The following is a 13,980-nucleotide window of genomic DNA, read 5'->3' on the forward strand; positions in this document are numbered from 1 at the left end:
TCACCCTCATGCATGGTCAACTGGCGCGGATCTCGGCCGTCCTGCTCGCCGGAGTCGTCGCGCTCACCGCGCCGGCCGTGCCCGCCGGGGCGTCCGCGCCGGGCGACCTGGGCGGAGACCTCGACGCCGTCCTCGCCGACCCGCGTCTCGACGGCGCCACCGTCGGCGTGGTGGTGCGCGACGCCCGGACCGGTGCCGTCCGCTACTCGCGCGGCGCCGCCACCCCGGTGCTGCCCGCCTCGAACCTGAAGATCTACACCTCCAGCGCGGCGCTGTCGCTGCTCGGCACCGGGTACCGGTTCAGCACCAGCGTGCACGCCCGATCGGTGTCCGGTCCGACCGTCAAGGGGGACCTGTACCTCAGGGGCACCGGGGACCCGACGATGCGGGCCGCCGAGTACGACCGGCTGGCCGCGCAGGTCGCCGCGAGGGGCATCGAGCGCGTCGAAGGCGATCTGGTGGCCGACGACGGCTGGTTCGACGCCGTCCGGACGCCGTCCCACTGGGATCCGACCGACCTGCAGTACTACTACGCCGCGCCGATCTCCGCGCTCAACGTCGCGCCGAACGACGACTTCGACACCGGTTCCGTCAACGTGTCGGTCACTCCGGGCGCCGAGGGCGGGCCCGTCCGCGTCGGGCTCGCCCCCGCCACCGATGTCGTCAAGATCGACAACAGGGCGGTCACCGGGCCGTCCGGCTCGCCGTCGACGGTGTCGGTCGAGCGGGCCGTCGGCAGCGACACGATCGTGGTGAGCGGCTCGTATCCGGCCGGTGGCACGCCCCTCACCGTCCTGCGCACGGTCAGGAAGCCCACGATGTACGCGGCGGACGTCTTCCGTAAGGCGCTGCGAGCGCACGGCGTCCGGGTCAGGGGCACGACCGAGCGCGGCCGGACGCCCCCGCGCGCCGCCCGGATCGCCTCCCGCGCGTCCATGCCGCTGTCGCGGCTCATGGTCCCGTTCCTCAAGCTGAGCAACAACATGATCGCCGAGATCCTGGTGAAGGCGATCGGGCGCAAGGCCGGGGGCGAGGGCAGCTGGGAGGCCGGGCTGCCGGTGATCGAGCGGTACGTCCGTTCCCTGGGCGTCCCGTCCGCGCGGCTGGAGATGGCGGACGGGTCGGGGCTGTCCCGGCTCGACCGCACGACCGCCGGGGACGTCGCCACCCTCCTGCGGAAGGTGCGGAGGGCGCGCTGGTTCCCGGGCTGGTACCGCGCGCTGCCCGTCGCCGGTGACCCCGACCGCATGGCCGGCGGCACGCTGGCCTCCCGGATGCGCGGCACGCCCGCAGCCGGCAACGTCCACGCGAAGACGGGCACGCTGACGGGCGCCACGGCCCTGTCGGGCTACGTGGCGGACCCGTCCGGGCGCCCGCTGATCTTCTCGGTGATCCTCAACGGCTACCGGGGCGGCGCCCCGAAGGACGTCGAGGACAGGATCGCGGTCCGCCTGGCGGGCGGAGCGCCGTCCTCCGTGCTGCGGACCGCGCAGGCGGGCCCGCAACTGGAGTGCTCCTGGGCCGGGCTCTGCTGACCCGCCTCTCCCCGATCCCGGCGTGGCGCGATCAGAGGGGGAACAGCTTGGCGTACGGGGCCATGATCCGCACTTTCTGCGTGCCGAAGTCGACGAGGACCGCGTTGGCCTCGACCTCGACGACCTGGCCCAGGCCGTACTTGTCGTGGGTGACCCGGTCCGCGACGCCGAAGTGCTTGGCGGGCGGAGGCGGGGGTGGTGGTTTGAAGGGACTTGTTGGCAAAGGTCGCCGCCGTGGTTTCATCACTGCCAGTATGCGCCCTCGCGCATGAGCGCGGGCAGACGGGGCACAAGTTCGGCGAGGCAACGACCGCGTTCCGGCCCAGGCGCCCGCCGGCCGGGAGGGCCCGTCGGCCCGGAGCATGTTCGTGATCGGAGAGGCACATGAGCACCGTTCCCGCGCCCGCCGCCCCGGGGGAGCCCCCGCACGCCGGCCGCTGGCAACTGCCCGGCGGGCGGAACGCGGTGGGCAACGTCCGGGGGATCATCCGGGGCGCCCTGCAGTCGTGGGGCCTGGGCCCGGCCGAGGGAGGGCTCGCCGACCGCGTGGCGCCGCTGGTCCAGGACCTCGTCGTGCGGGCCGCCGCCCGCTGCCGCGGCCCCCTCGTCCTGCGGCTCGAACTCCACCAGCCCGCCCGCCTGCTGCTCGGCGAGATCCACGACGCGGCCGCCGACCGGGCCGGGCCCGGCTCCCACATCGCCGCGATCGCCGTCACCTACGGCAGGCGGCGCGCCCGCGGCGGCCCGGGCTGGTACACCCACGCCTTCGTGTGGCCGACCCTCGCCGACCCCCGCGGCTACGCCTGACCGGGCTTCTCCCCGCTGGCGATCATGTTTCGCCGTCCCGGCCCGGGAAAGTGAGCGGAAGCACGCTCACCTGCTGTAGCCGGGAAGGTCATGTCCATATCGCGAGCCGTCCGCTGGGTCCTGCCGGTCGTGCTGCTGCTGGCCTGGCTGGTCATCGGCGGGACGCTCGGCCCGTACGCGGGCAAACTCGGTGACGTCGCCACCAACGAGCAGTCGTCCTTCCTGCCGCAGAGCGCCGAGTCGACGCGGGTGCTCGAACAGGAGGCCGCCTTCCAGCAGAACCAGACGATCCCCGCCATCGTCGTCTGGACGGCCCGGGACGGAACGGTCACGCCCGAACAGCGTGCGGCGGCGCAGCGCGCGCTGGCCTCGATGCAGGGCGTCCCGTACGTCACGGGCGCGGCGTCCCCGGTCGTGCCGTCGCGGGACGGGGCGGCGCTGACCGGGGTCGTGCAGATCCGGTCCGACGTCGGCGAGCACAGCCCCGACACGATCGACGCCATCCGCGGCGCCGCCGGGCAGGTGCCCGGGACCAGCGCCTACGTGGCCGGCCCCGCAGCCACCCAGGCCGACCTCAGCGACGCCTTCTCCGGCATCGACACCCTGCTCGTCGGCGTGGCCGTCGCGGTCGTCCTGCTGATCCTGCTGCTGGTCTACCGGAGCGTGCTGCTCCCCTTCATGATCATTCTCGGTTCGGTGTTCGCCCTCGGGCTGGCCAGCGCGATCGCCTACTACCTGGCCAAGCGCGGCGTGGTGACGGTGGACGGGCAGGTGCAGGGCATCCTGTCGATCCTGGTCATCGGCGCCTGCACCGACTACGCGCTGCTGCTGTCGGCCCGGTTCCGCGAGGAGCTCTCCGCCGGCGAGTCGCGGTCGGCGGCGCTGTGGGCCGCGTGGCGCCGCTCGGCCGGCGCCATCGCCGCCAGCGCCGGCACCGTGGCCATGGGGCTGATCGCCCTGCTGCTCAGCGACCTGTCCAACAACCGGGCGCTCGGGCCCGTCGGAGCCATCGGCATCTCCTGCGCGCTGCTGAGCGCGCTCACCTTCCTGCCCGCGGTCCTGCTCCTGCTGGGACGTGCGGTCTACTGGCCCGCCCGGCCGCACCCGGACCACGACGGGGCGTCCAGGCACCGGATCTGGGAGCGGATCGCGAGCCTGCTGGACCGCCACCCGCGCCGCGCCTGGACGAGCTGCCTGATCGTGCTGATCGCCTGCGCAGCGTTCATGCCCACGCTGCGCACGGACGGGGTACCGCTCAGCGAGACGTTCGTCGGCGAGGCCCCGTCGGTGACGGCGCAGGACGTCCTCAACGCGCACTATCCCGGCGGTTCGGGCAACCCGGCGGTCGTGCTCACCAACGCGCAGGCGCTGCCGCAGGTCGTCTCCGTCGCGGACCGCACCGAAGGCGTGTCCGACGTCCGGCCGCGCACCCGGGCCGGGGCGCCGCTCGTCGTCGAAGGCCGCGCCCTCGTCGACGTCACGCTGAGCGCGGCGGCCGACAGCGAAGCCGCTCGGCAGACCGTCCACCGCCTGCGCGCGAACCTGCACGCCGTTCCCGGCGCGGACGCGCTCGTCGGCGGCTACACCGCCCAGCAGGCCGACACCCTGGCCGCCGCCGAACACGACCGCGCCGTCATCGTCCCGGTCGTCCTCGGCATCATCGTGGTGATCCTGGTGATGCTGCTCCGCTCGCTGGCGATGCCGCTGCTGCTGGTCGCCACCGTCGCGCTCAACTACCTGGCGACCCTCGGCGTCGCCGCGCTCGTCTTCCGGCACCTGCTCGGCTTCACCGCCACCGACCCGTCGGTGCCGCTGTACGGGTTCGTGTTCCTCGTCGCGCTCGGCGTCGACTACAACATCTTCCTGATGACCCGCGCCCGCGAGGAGTCGCTGCGGCACGGGCCGCGCGACGGCGTCCTGCGCGGTCTCACCGCGACCGGCGGCGTCATCACCTCGGCGGGCGTGGTCCTCGCCGCGACCTTCGCCGCCCTCGTCGTCATCCCGCTGGCGTTCATGGTCCAGATCGCCTTCATCGTGGCGTTCGGCGTCCTGATGGACACCCTCCTCGTCCGCTCCCTCCTCGTCCCCGCCCTCGTCCGGGACGCCGGCCCCCGCGCCTGGTGGCCGGGCGTCCTGTCCCGCTCGGAGCCGACGAGGCGAGCGTCGTCGTGATTCCTCCGACGGGCGCCTGCCCTTACGGGGGAGGGGGACATGCGGTGTTCGGGCTGCCCTTCCCCGCCTGTCGCGCGGGGTCGTAGGCGGGGTCGTAGGCGGGGGTCAGCCGATCGGCTGATGGGCGGACGAGCGGCTCGGGCGATGTGCGCGGGCCGCGCGCGAGGCGATGCTCGACGCATGCCGATCATCGAAGTCAGCGGCCTGCGCAAGGTCTACGGCGGCCGTCCCGTGGTGGACGGCGTCGGGTTCGCCGTCCAGGAAGGTGAGATCTTCGGGATCCTCGGCCCGAACGGCGCCGGCAAGACCACGACCGTCGAGTGCCTGGAGGGCCTGCGCGTGCCCGACGCGGGCGCCGTCCGCGTCGCCGGGCTCGACCCGCGCGCCGACCGCGCCGAGCTGACCCGGATCCTCGGCGTCCAGCTCCAGGAGAGCCGGCTGCAGGAGAAGCTGACCGTGCGGGAGGCCCTGGAGCTCTACGCCGCCTTCTACCCGGACCCGGCGGACTGGCGCGAACTCGCCGAGCGCCTCGGCGTCACCGGGCAGCTCGCCACCCCCTTCGGCAAGCTGTCCGGCGGCCAGAGGCAGCGCCTGTTCATCGCACTCGCCCTCATCGGCCGCCCGCGGATCGTCGCCCTGGACGAGCTGACCACCGGCCTCGATCCGCGCGCCCGGCGCGCCACCTGGAAGCTGATCGAGGACGTCCGCGACTCCGGCGTCACCGTCCTGCTCGTCACGCACTTCATGGAGGAGGCCCAGCGCCTCTGCGACCGGATCGCGGTGTTCAAGGAGGGCCGCATCGCCGCCCTCGACACCCCCGCCGGCCTGATCCGCCGCAGCGCCGGCCGCACCGTGCTCTCCTTCACCCCGTCCCGGCCCCTCGACGACGGCGACCTGACCGGCCTGCCCGAGGCCACGACCTTCGAGCGCCGAGGCGGCCGCCTCACCATCCACGGCACCGACACGACCGTCAACGCGGTCATCTCGCTGCTCGCCCGCCACCAGATCACCGCCCACCAGCTGCGGATCACCGATTCCACGCTGGACGACGCCTTCCTCGAACTCACCGCAGAGCAGGAGAACTGACGTGTCCGCGTCCACCGCCGTCCTCAAAGCGGAATTCCGGCTCTTCCGCCGCGAGCCGTCCACGCTGTTCTGGGTCGCCGGCTTCCCGGCCGTCCTGGTGACGATCCTCGGCCTGATCCCCTCGTTCCGGGAACCGGACCCCGCGCTCGGCGGCGACCGGGTCATCGACCTGTACGTGCCGGTCGGCGTGCTGCTCGCCCTGATCATGGCCGGGATCCAGGCGATGCCGCCCGTCCTGTCCGGCTACCGCGAGCGCGGCATCGTGCGCCGCATGTCCACCACGCCGGTGCGGCCCGGCTCGCTGCTGGCCGCGCAGATCGTGCTTCATTTCGCGGCGGCCCTGGGGTCGGCGCTGCTGGTCATCGCCGTCGGCCGGGTCGCGTTCGGTGTGGCGCTGCCCGGCCAGGTGCCCGGCTACCTGCTGGCGCTGCTGCTCTGCGCACTCAGCGTCCTCGGGACGGGCGCCGTGGTCGCCGCCGTCACGCCCACCGTCAGGGCCACCACCGCGGTCGGCTCGATCGTCTTCTTCCCGTCCATGTTCCTCGCGGGTGTCTGGCTTCCCGTCCAGGCCATGCCCGACGCGCTGCGGCGCGTCGTCGAGTGCTTCCCGTTCGGCGCCGCGTCCCAGGCGCTGCACCAGGCCGCCGAGGGCGCGTGGCCCGGCTGGACGCACCTCGGCGTCACCGCGGCCTGGGCCGTCGTCCTGATCGCCGCCGCCGTTCGATGGTTCCGGTGGGAGTAGGGAAAATGGTGCAATGGCGACAGTTCAGGAGCAATGGGAACGGTTCTACCGCTGGGGGCCGTTCGCCCTGCTCCCCCTCGCGACGCTGCTCGCACTGCTCAGTCGCGGGGAGATCATGTCGGCCGCGGAGGAGCGAGCCGCCGCGCCCCTCCTGCTCACCGCGGTGGTCCTCCAGGCACTCCATGCCGCAGGGAAGATCCCGGGGCACTCCTACTACTGGACCCGCACCGTCCTCGCCTTCGCCCTCTCCTGGCTGAATCCGTTCTTCAGCGTGTACGCAGTGCTCGGCTACTTCGACGCACAGCACTACCTGCCCCGGCGGCGCTGGAGCCTGGCCGGGACGCTCGTCACGGCGGTCACCATGTCGGGGGCCCAGTCCGGCGGCCTGCCGCCGGGCAGCCTCGCCCAGGCGGCCGGCCTCGCCGGCCTCTTCGCCCTGAACGCCGGGCTCGTCGTCCTCTTCGGCGGCATCGCCGAGCGGGAGGCCGAGCGCACCCGCGTCCAGGTGGAGACCATCGCCGAACTCGAACGGACCAACGCCCGGCTGGAGCAGGCCCTCGCCGAGAACGCCGGTCTCCAGGCCCAGCTCCTCGTCCAGGCCCGCGAGGCCGGGGTCGGCGACGAGCGCCGCCGGCTGGCCGCCGAGATCCACGACACCATCGCCCAGGGCCTGGCCGGCATCATCACCCAGCTCCAGGCCGCCGAGGACGGCGAGCACGTCCGCCGCGCCACCGACCTCGCCCGCGCGAGCCTGCGCGAGGCCCGCCGATCCGTGCAGGACCTCGCGCCCACGAACCTGGAGCACGACACGCTCCCCGAGGCCCTCAAGAAGATCGCCGAGGGCCGGGCCCACGTCACCATCACCGGGACGGTGGAACCCCTGCACGACCAACTGGAGGCCGCGCTCCTGCGCATCGCCCAGGAGGCCCTCGCCAACGCCGCCCGCCACGCGCACGCCGACCGCGTCGGCGTGACCCTCTCCTACATGGACGACGAGGTGACCCTCGACGTCCGCGACGACGGCCGCGGCTTCACCCGCCCCTCCGGCGGCTTCGGGCTCACCGCCATGCGCGAGCGCGCCGAACGCGTCGCCGGCACCCTGGAGATCGAGTCCGAACCCGGCCGGGGCACGGCCGTCTCCGCCCGCGTACCGTTGATCCGCCATGCCTGACGCCACCGCTGACATCACGCTGCTGATCGTCGACGACCACCCCGTCGTCCGGGACGGCCTGCGCGGCATGTTCGCCGCGACCACCGGTTTCGAGGTCCTGGCCGAGGCCGCCGACGGCCCCGAAGCCGTCGCGCTCGCGGAGGAGCTCCGGCCCGACGTCGTCCTCATGGACCTCCGGATGCCCGGCGGGGGCGGCGTGGAGGCCATCACCGAGCTCGCCCGGCGCGGCCTGCCCTGCAAGGTCCTCGTCCTCACCACCTACGACACCGACACCGACACGATCCCGGCGATCGAGGCCGGCGCCACCGGCTACCTGCTGAAGGACGCGCCGCGCGACGACCTCTTCGACGCCGTCCGGGCCGCCGCGGAAGGCCGCACCGTCCTGTCCCCGGCCATCGCCTCGCGCCTGGTCTCCCGCGTCCGCGCGCCGCGCGGCGGCTCGCTGAGCGCCCGCGAGCTGGAGGTGCTGCGCCTGGTGGCGCGCGGCACCGGCAACCGGGAGATCGCCGCGGAGCTCTTCATCAGCGAGGCCACGGTCAAGACGCACCTCACTCACATCTACGCGAAGCTGGACGTCAAGGACCGTGCCGCGGCGGTGGCCACCGCCTACGAGAAGCACCTGCTGCCGTAACCGGTGCTCCGTTTCCGTCCCGACACTGCGGACGGTTCACCCCGGAATCGCCGGTCGTGTCGATGTAGGGTGTCCGCGCCTAGCGAAACAGCGTTTCCAAAGTGAGGGTGCCCATGTCGGCATTGCTGCGAGCGATGCTCGCCTCGAAGCGTTCGGCGGCCCTCACAGTCGTCCTCTGGATCGCCCTGACCTTCGTCCTCACCGCGCTCGCGCCCGACCTGAAGTCGGTGCAGGACAACGAGTCGGAGAACGGCCCGCCCGCCGCGAGCACGTCGGCGGAGGCGCAGCGGGAGCTGGAGCGGGCCTTCCCGGGCAGCGACGCCCTGCCGGCGGTCGTGGTCGTGAAGGCCGACGACGGCGCCAAGGCCGCCGCCGCCGTCACCCGCGCGGCCCGCGGCACCGGACGGCCGCAGCTCGGCCTGCCGGTGTCGCCCGTCTGCGGCGCCGAAGGGACGAGGCCGGGCGCCGACTGCGTCCCGGGCGGCGCGGGGCTGACCTCCGCCGACGGGCGGACCCGGGTCGTGATCGTCCCCGTCACCGGCGACGTGACGAGCGACGCGTTCAAGGACGCCGTCGCCGGCCTGCGCACCGCCGTCAAGGACGCGGTGCCGGGCGCGCAGGTCGCGGTGACGGGCCCCGCCGGGATCATCTACGACACCGTCAAGGTGTTCTCCAGCGGCGACAAGGTGCTGCTGCTCGGCACCGTCGTGCTCGTCCTGGTGATCCTGCTGGTGGTCTACCGGTCCCCGCTGCTCGCCCTGGTGCCGCTGCTGGCGGTGGGCGTGGCCATGCAGGTCACCCAGTCGATCGGCGCGCTGCTCGCCGACGCGGGCGCCGTCACCATCAGCGCGCAGACCGCCTCGATCATGACGGTGCTGCTGTTCGGGGTGGGCACCGACTACGCGCTGATCATCACCAGCCGGTACCGGGAGGCGCTGACCGGCACCCCGGACCGGTTCGCGGCGATGCGGGCGGCGCTGCGCGGGGTGGCCGAATCCGTGCTGGCCAGCGCGTCCACCATCGTGCTCGCCATGTTCGCGCTGCTGGCCTGCGCGTCCCCGGCCCTGCGCGGGTTCGGGCCGTACCTGGCGCTCGGCGTCGCGGTGATGGCCGTGGTCGCGTTCACCTTCATCCCCGCCGCCGTCCTGCTGCTCGGACGGGCGGTGTTCTGGCCGTTCTCCGAGGAGAGGATGGCCCGCCGCGCGACCGGCGGCGCCGTCTGGCGGCGCGCCGCCGACCTCGTCGTGACCGCCCCGCGCCGGGTCCTCGCGACCACCCTCGTCCTGCTGGCGGTGCTGGGCCTCGGGATGACCGGGTACAAGGAGACCTTCGACCTCGTCGGCGGGTTCCGGGTCGACACCGACTCCGCCACCGGGCGGACGATGATCGACCGGAATCTCGGGCCGGGCGAGATCGCGCCGACCACCCTGCTCGTGCGCGGCGGGAACATCACCCCGGCGCGGGCCGAGGCCGTCAGGGCGGCCGTCGCCCCGCGGGCCGCCCGGACGGCGTTCGACCCGAGCCGCGACCTCAGGTCCGGCGCGGCGCGCATCACGGTCGTCCTGAAGGACAACCCGTACTCGCCGGCCGCCATGGACTCCGTGGACCCGCTCCGCGCCGCCGCCGCCAAGGCCGCGCGGGACGCCGGCATCACCGCCCCCCGCGTCCACGTCGCAGGCCCGACGGCCGAGACCGCCGACACGAAGTCGGCGCTCGACCGCGACATCCTCCTGCTCGTCCCGCTCGTCCTGCTGATCGTCGGGCTGGTGCTGGCCTGGCTGCTGCGGTCCGCGCTGGCCCCGGTCTACCTGCTCGCCACCCTGCTGCTGTCGTGCCTGGCGACGCTCGGCCTGACCGTCGCGATCAGCGTGTGGCTGGGCGGCGACACGGGCATCGGCAACCGCGTGCTGGCCTACGTGTTCATCTTCCTCGTGTCGCTGGGGGTCGACTACAACATCTTCATCATGAGCCGGTACCGGCAGGAGGCGGCGCTCAAGCCCCCCGTGGAGGCGCTGCGGGCGGCCATCACCCGCACGGGCGGCGTGGTGTCGTCGGCCGGACTGATCCTCGCCGGGACGTTCTCGGTGCTGATGACGCAGCCGCTCCGCGAGCTGTACCAGTTCGGCCTGGCCATGGCGATCGGGATCCTGCTCGACACGTTCGTCGTCCGCCCGCTGATGGTGCCCGCGATCGTGCGCCTGCTCGGCGACCGCGCCCTGTGGCCCCGCCGCCCCGCCCCGTCCGCCCCCGAGTCGCACACGGAACCCGTCCCCGGCTGACCGGGGGCGCCGGCGGGTGTCGGCGCGTGTGTCGGTGGGGGGTCGTAGGGTCGGGGGCATGTCGCGGCGGCGTTTCGATCAGGCCATGCAGCTCATGCGGGACGAGGATCCGCGGGTTCGGGAGGGCGCGTTCGACTTCCTGCGCGAGCACGCGGACGCGTACGTCGACGAGCTCATCGAGGAGTTCGCGGCTGAGCGGGACGACCAGGGGCTGCGCTGCTGGCTGCTGGAGCTCGTGGCGGAGGCTCGGTCGGCGGAGGCGCTGGAGGTGTTGGGCGGCCAGCTGGAGAGCCCGGACGAGTCGTTGCGTTTCTGGGCCGTCCGCGGTCTGGAGATGCTCGACAGCCGTGCGGCCGACCGGCTGCTGGAGCAGGCGAGGGACGGCGGCTGGATCTCCTAGGAGGTCCAGCGGCCGGGCCGCCGTCAGCTTTCGGCGGCGGCCCGGCCGAGGCGCTCAGCGGAGGTAGACCAGGCCGTCTATGCCGACCGTGGGACGCCCGGAGGTGCCCGCGACGACGATCTTGATGGTGTGCTTGCCGCTGGTGCTCCAGGTGCGCGTCCACAGGAGCTGCCGGTAGGCCGTGGACGACGAGCGGGTGTCCAGCGTGCCGATCTTGGCGCCGTCTACGTAGACGAGCACGGCGCCGAGGTTGGTGGCGCGCTTGAAGATCAGGCCGGCGGTGCGGCCGGTGAACGTCCAGCTCGCGCTCGCGCCCTTGGAGCCGCTGTACAGGCCGCGTCCACCCAGGTAGGACGTGGTGGTGGTGAGCTTCCACGTGCCGGTACGGCTCGCCGATCCCTCGCTGATGCCGCCCGCGTAGCGGCTGATCGCGCTGGTCGTGGTGTTGCCCGCCGCGTCGGCGGCGGTCAGCGACCACGACTGCGTCGCGAGCGGCTTGGCGCTCGCGGACCAGCTCGTCGTGGTGGTGTAGAAGTTCTTCGCGGCCGGCGAGGTGGCCTTCAGCGAGCTGAGCAGCGCGTTGTCGGTGGCCTTCCAGGTCAGCGAGACCGGGATCGCGGTGCTGTTGACCGTCGCCTTGCGCAGGTACAGCGCCTGGGACGAGATGGCCGGCCGGGTCGTGTCCGCGACGACCGTGAAGACGGGGGAGGCGGAGGTGGTGCCGTCGGCGAAGGCGGCGTGCAGCTGGACGCTGCGCGTGCCCGGCGCGAGGGTCACCGTCGCGGACGACGCACCGGCGTCGGGTGTCGCGGCCGTCGCTCCGTCCACGCTGACGGTGTAGGTCGCGCCCTCGGCCGGCGTCCAGTTCACGGTGGCCGTGCTCTGGGTGTAGTAGCGGCCGCCGGCCGCCTGCGCACCGGTCACGGTGGCGGCGAGGGCCGGAACCGTGGCCTGCTTCGCCGCCGTCCGGACGGCGGGCAGCGCGCTGTAGAGCTGCTCGCCCGGGCACGCGGTCGCGAACCCGTCGCGGTGACCGGAGATCGTGTTGAACACGACCTCCTGCCCGAAGGGGTACTTGCCGCCCGTGCCGTCCGGGGCGGCCGAGGTCAGGGTCGTCTTCGCCGTGGGGTCGACCCCGGTCAGCCCCAGCTTCCAGGCGGCGACCTTCGCGACGCCGTCAAGGGCGGCCTTGGTAGGGGCCACGCCGGGCACGTCGGGGTCGTTCGCGGCCGTGTAGGTGCCGAGGACGGCGATCCCGGTGGTGTCGGTGTTGAACCCGTAGGTGTGGGCGCCGTGGACGGGGCGGTCGACGCCCCCGGCCCGTCCCTCGAAGATCGTGCCGCACTTGTCGACGAGGAAGTTGTAGCCGATGTCGGCCCAGCCCTGGCTCTTCACGTGGTACAGGAACACCGACCGGACCACCGAGGCCGAGTCGGCGCAGGTGTAGCCGTTGCCCGTGTCGGTGTGGTGGACGAACGCCGCCTTGACCGAGCTGTCGTAGGTCGGCGGGCCCTGGACGATGGACTCGTCGGCGCCCCACCCGGCGCGTGCCGTGATGGCCGGCTTCGGCGCGGTGACGGGAGCGGTGAGGGGCGTGGTGGCCGCGACCAGCCGCATGCCGGTGCCCGCGTCCGGTCCGGCGGCCCGCGGCGTGGACGACGCCGCGCGGGCGCCCGGGTCGACCAGGTCGACGCGCAGCCCTGCGGGGAGGGTGCGGCCCTGCCCGGTCACGCGCACCTCGACGCCGTTGGACGGGCCGACCCACAGCCCGTTCGTCCCGCCGCGCCCGCCCTGGTCGGGGGCGTCGGCGAGGTCGGGCTCCAGGGCGCGCCAGCCCGACCACTTGCCGGTCCCGGCGTCCCGCGTGCGGAGCCGGACCGTCCCGCGAAGCTCTTCGCGGGGCCGGTCCCAGGTGACGCCGACGAGGCTGAACGGTTCGGTCGTGGCGGCGGGCAGCCCCGCGGCCTTCCCGCCTGAGGCGGCGCCGGCCAGGTCCTGGAGCGGGCGCGCGTGCACCCGTCCGGCCCCCGGCCCGGTGGCCGACGTCGTCGTCGCGGTCGATCTGGCCGAGACCGTCCAGGTCACCGTCCCCGCGACGGCCACTGCGGCCGCCGAGGCCCCGATCAAAGTGCGCTTGAGCATGCTTCTCCGTTCATGGCCGAAGCCCATGATCAGAGAGCGCCGCGGCCGCGCAAAGTGTCACACGTTTCTGGAAATTTCATGGCATGGACACGCGGGCGGCGGGCGCGGCTCAGAAGAGGCAGCGGACGGGTTTCCGCTCGCCGGCCGGGGCCAGCGCGTTCGTCACCAGTTGCCGGGTGACGGGCGACGCGACGATGAGACCGTGCTCGCTGATCTCGTTGGGGCAGACGTCCTGGACCAGGATGTTGTGCACGCCGTCCCCGGTGAGGAACGACGAGCGGTACGGGGTGACGATCTCGTCGTACTTCGTGGCGATCACCGTGTACTCGACTCCCGGCTCGGTCTGCCCTCCGGCGTTGAGCTCGGTGAGGAACTCCGAGCCCCGCACCTGCTGGTAGCAGGAGTAGCAGACGTATCCGCCCAGGTCGACGATGCCGTAGGCCTTGGCGAGCCGCGTCAGGCCCCACACGTCCGTCCCGTCGTTGGACGGGGCGATGCCGACGAGGTGCCGGACGTACTGCGCGCCGCCGAGGTTCTTCAAGTAGTAGCGCGGCATCATGCCGCCCTGGGAGTGCCCGACCAGGTCCACCTTGGCGGCTCCGGTGGCCGACCGGACCTCGCGGACGAAGGCGGCGAGCTGCTGCGCGGACACCCTGATGTCGCCGGTTCCTTGGACGACCCCGTTCGGGGCGCCGCCGTAGTTGAAGGCGTACACGCAGTGGCCGGCCGCCTTCAGCGCCGGGACCGTCGCGAACCAGTTGACCAGGGCGTTGCCCCACGTTCCGTGGACGAGGATCAGCGGTACCGGACGGGACGCGGAACGGCAGTTCCAGTCGTTGACGCCGGCCGGGAGCGGGCCGGGCACCGGGGCGTCCGGAGGCGAGTCGCTGGTGGGGGGCGGCGGCGGTATCTCGACGTCGGCCCGGGCCGGAGCGGCGAAGCCGAGGGCGAGCACCAGTGCGAGCAGCGTGACGGCGAGGCGCATCGATCCACCCTTCAACCGATGTAAGTAAGT

General features: G+C 73.3%; 12 protein-coding genes. 9 read left to right on the forward strand and 3 right to left on the reverse strand.

From position 1 onward, the window contains the following. Positions 1–8: 8 nt before the first annotated feature. Positions 9–1,535 (forward strand): D-alanyl-D-alanine carboxypeptidase/D-alanyl-D-alanine endopeptidase, encoded by a 1,527-nt coding sequence (gene dacB / locus SM418_RS11440; RefSeq protein ID WP_371940623.1) that lies wholly within the window; start codon positions 9–11, stop codon positions 1,533–1,535. 31 nt (positions 1,536–1,566) lie between these two features. On the opposite strand, the gene SM418_RS11445 is transcribed toward dacB, so the two are convergent. After that, a complete protein-coding gene (locus tag SM418_RS11445) occupies positions 1,567–1,758 on the reverse strand; it encodes a hypothetical protein (protein WP_371940622.1) in 192 nt (63 codons plus the stop codon). A gap of 161 nt (positions 1,759–1,919) precedes the next feature. Here SM418_RS11445 and SM418_RS11450 point away from each other — a divergent pair, with 161 nt between their 5' ends. From SM418_RS11450 to SM418_RS11485, 8 genes are all read left to right on the forward strand, one after another. Next, entirely contained in the window at positions 1,920–2,342 is a 423-nt protein-coding gene (locus SM418_RS11450; RefSeq protein WP_371940621.1) for a hypothetical protein, read from the forward strand. A gap of 90 nt (positions 2,343–2,432) precedes the next feature. Further along, a complete protein-coding gene (locus tag SM418_RS11455) occupies positions 2,433–4,514 on the forward strand; it encodes an MMPL family transporter (protein ID WP_371940620.1) in 2,082 nt (693 codons plus the stop codon). A 180-nt stretch (positions 4,515–4,694) separates the two neighbouring features. Next, positions 4,695–5,600 (forward strand): ABC transporter ATP-binding protein, encoded by a 906-nt coding sequence (locus SM418_RS11460; protein WP_371940619.1) that lies wholly within the window; start codon positions 4,695–4,697, stop codon positions 5,598–5,600. Position 5,601: 1 nt separating this feature from the next. Beyond that, positions 5,602–6,342 (forward strand): ABC transporter permease, encoded by a 741-nt coding sequence (locus SM418_RS11465; RefSeq protein WP_371940618.1) that lies wholly within the window; start codon positions 5,602–5,604, stop codon positions 6,340–6,342. 13 nt (positions 6,343–6,355) lie between these two features. Beyond that, on the forward strand, positions 6,356–7,513 hold the full coding sequence (locus SM418_RS11470) for a sensor histidine kinase (protein ID WP_371940617.1): 1,158 nt from the start codon (positions 6,356–6,358) through the stop codon (positions 7,511–7,513). Beyond that, on the forward strand, positions 7,506–8,144 hold the full coding sequence (locus SM418_RS11475) for a response regulator (RefSeq protein WP_371940616.1): 639 nt from the start codon (positions 7,506–7,508) through the stop codon (positions 8,142–8,144). Before SM418_RS11470 ends, SM418_RS11475 begins: the two co-directional genes overlap by 8 nt. 113 nt (positions 8,145–8,257) lie before the next feature. Further along, on the forward strand, positions 8,258–10,423 hold the full coding sequence (locus SM418_RS11480) for an MMPL family transporter (RefSeq protein WP_371940615.1): 2,166 nt from the start codon (positions 8,258–8,260) through the stop codon (positions 10,421–10,423). A 58-nt stretch (positions 10,424–10,481) separates the two neighbouring features. Then, positions 10,482–10,823, forward strand: a complete 342-nt coding sequence (locus SM418_RS11485; RefSeq protein ID WP_371940614.1) for a HEAT repeat domain-containing protein — start codon at positions 10,482–10,484, stop codon at positions 10,821–10,823. 54 nt (positions 10,824–10,877) lie between these two features. Here the strand turns inward: SM418_RS11485 and SM418_RS11490 are convergent, their stop codons facing one another. Beyond that, positions 10,878–12,965 carry an N-acetylmuramoyl-L-alanine amidase gene (locus SM418_RS11490; RefSeq protein ID WP_371940613.1) on the reverse strand — a complete coding sequence of 696 codons (2,088 nt, stop codon included), beginning with the start codon at positions 12,963–12,965 and terminating at the stop codon, positions 10,878–10,880. A gap of 109 nt (positions 12,966–13,074) precedes the next feature. Further along, positions 13,075–13,950 carry an esterase/lipase family protein gene (locus SM418_RS11495; protein ID WP_371940612.1) on the reverse strand — a complete coding sequence of 292 codons (876 nt, stop codon included), beginning with the start codon at positions 13,948–13,950 and terminating at the stop codon, positions 13,075–13,077. Between the last annotated feature and the right edge of the window lie 30 nt (positions 13,951–13,980).

Origin of the sequence: Actinomadura chokoriensis (assembly GCF_041463665.1) — a bacterium.
Classification (GTDB): domain Bacteria; phylum Actinomycetota; class Actinomycetes; order Streptosporangiales; family Streptosporangiaceae; genus Spirillospora; species Spirillospora chokoriensis_A.

Bases quoted from the DNA above. Each gene is read 5' to 3' on its own strand.
- dacB (WP_371940623.1), top strand. From the start codon at position 9: ATGCATGGTCAACTGGCGCGGATCTCGGCCGTCCTGCTCGCCGGAGTC.
- SM418_RS11450 (WP_371940621.1), top strand. From the start codon at position 1,920: ATGAGCACCGTTCCCGCGCCCGCCGCCCCGGGGGAGCCCCCGCACGCC.
- SM418_RS11455 (WP_371940620.1), top strand. From the start codon at position 2,433: ATGTCCATATCGCGAGCCGTCCGCTGGGTCCTGCCGGTCGTGCTGCTG.
- SM418_RS11460 (WP_371940619.1), top strand. From the start codon at position 4,695: ATGCCGATCATCGAAGTCAGCGGCCTGCGCAAGGTCTACGGCGGCCGT.
- SM418_RS11470 (WP_371940617.1), top strand. From the start codon at position 6,356: ATGGCGACAGTTCAGGAGCAATGGGAACGGTTCTACCGCTGGGGGCCG.
- SM418_RS11475 (WP_371940616.1), top strand. From the start codon at position 7,506: ATGCCTGACGCCACCGCTGACATCACGCTGCTGATCGTCGACGACCAC.
- SM418_RS11480 (WP_371940615.1), top strand. From the start codon at position 8,258: ATGTCGGCATTGCTGCGAGCGATGCTCGCCTCGAAGCGTTCGGCGGCC.
- SM418_RS11485 (WP_371940614.1), top strand. From the start codon at position 10,482: ATGTCGCGGCGGCGTTTCGATCAGGCCATGCAGCTCATGCGGGACGAG.
- SM418_RS11490 (WP_371940613.1), bottom strand. From the start codon at position 12,965: ATGCTCAAGCGCACTTTGATCGGGGCCTCGGCGGCCGCAGTGGCCGTC.
- SM418_RS11495 (WP_371940612.1), bottom strand. From the start codon at position 13,950: ATGCGCCTCGCCGTCACGCTGCTCGCACTGGTGCTCGCCCTCGGCTTC.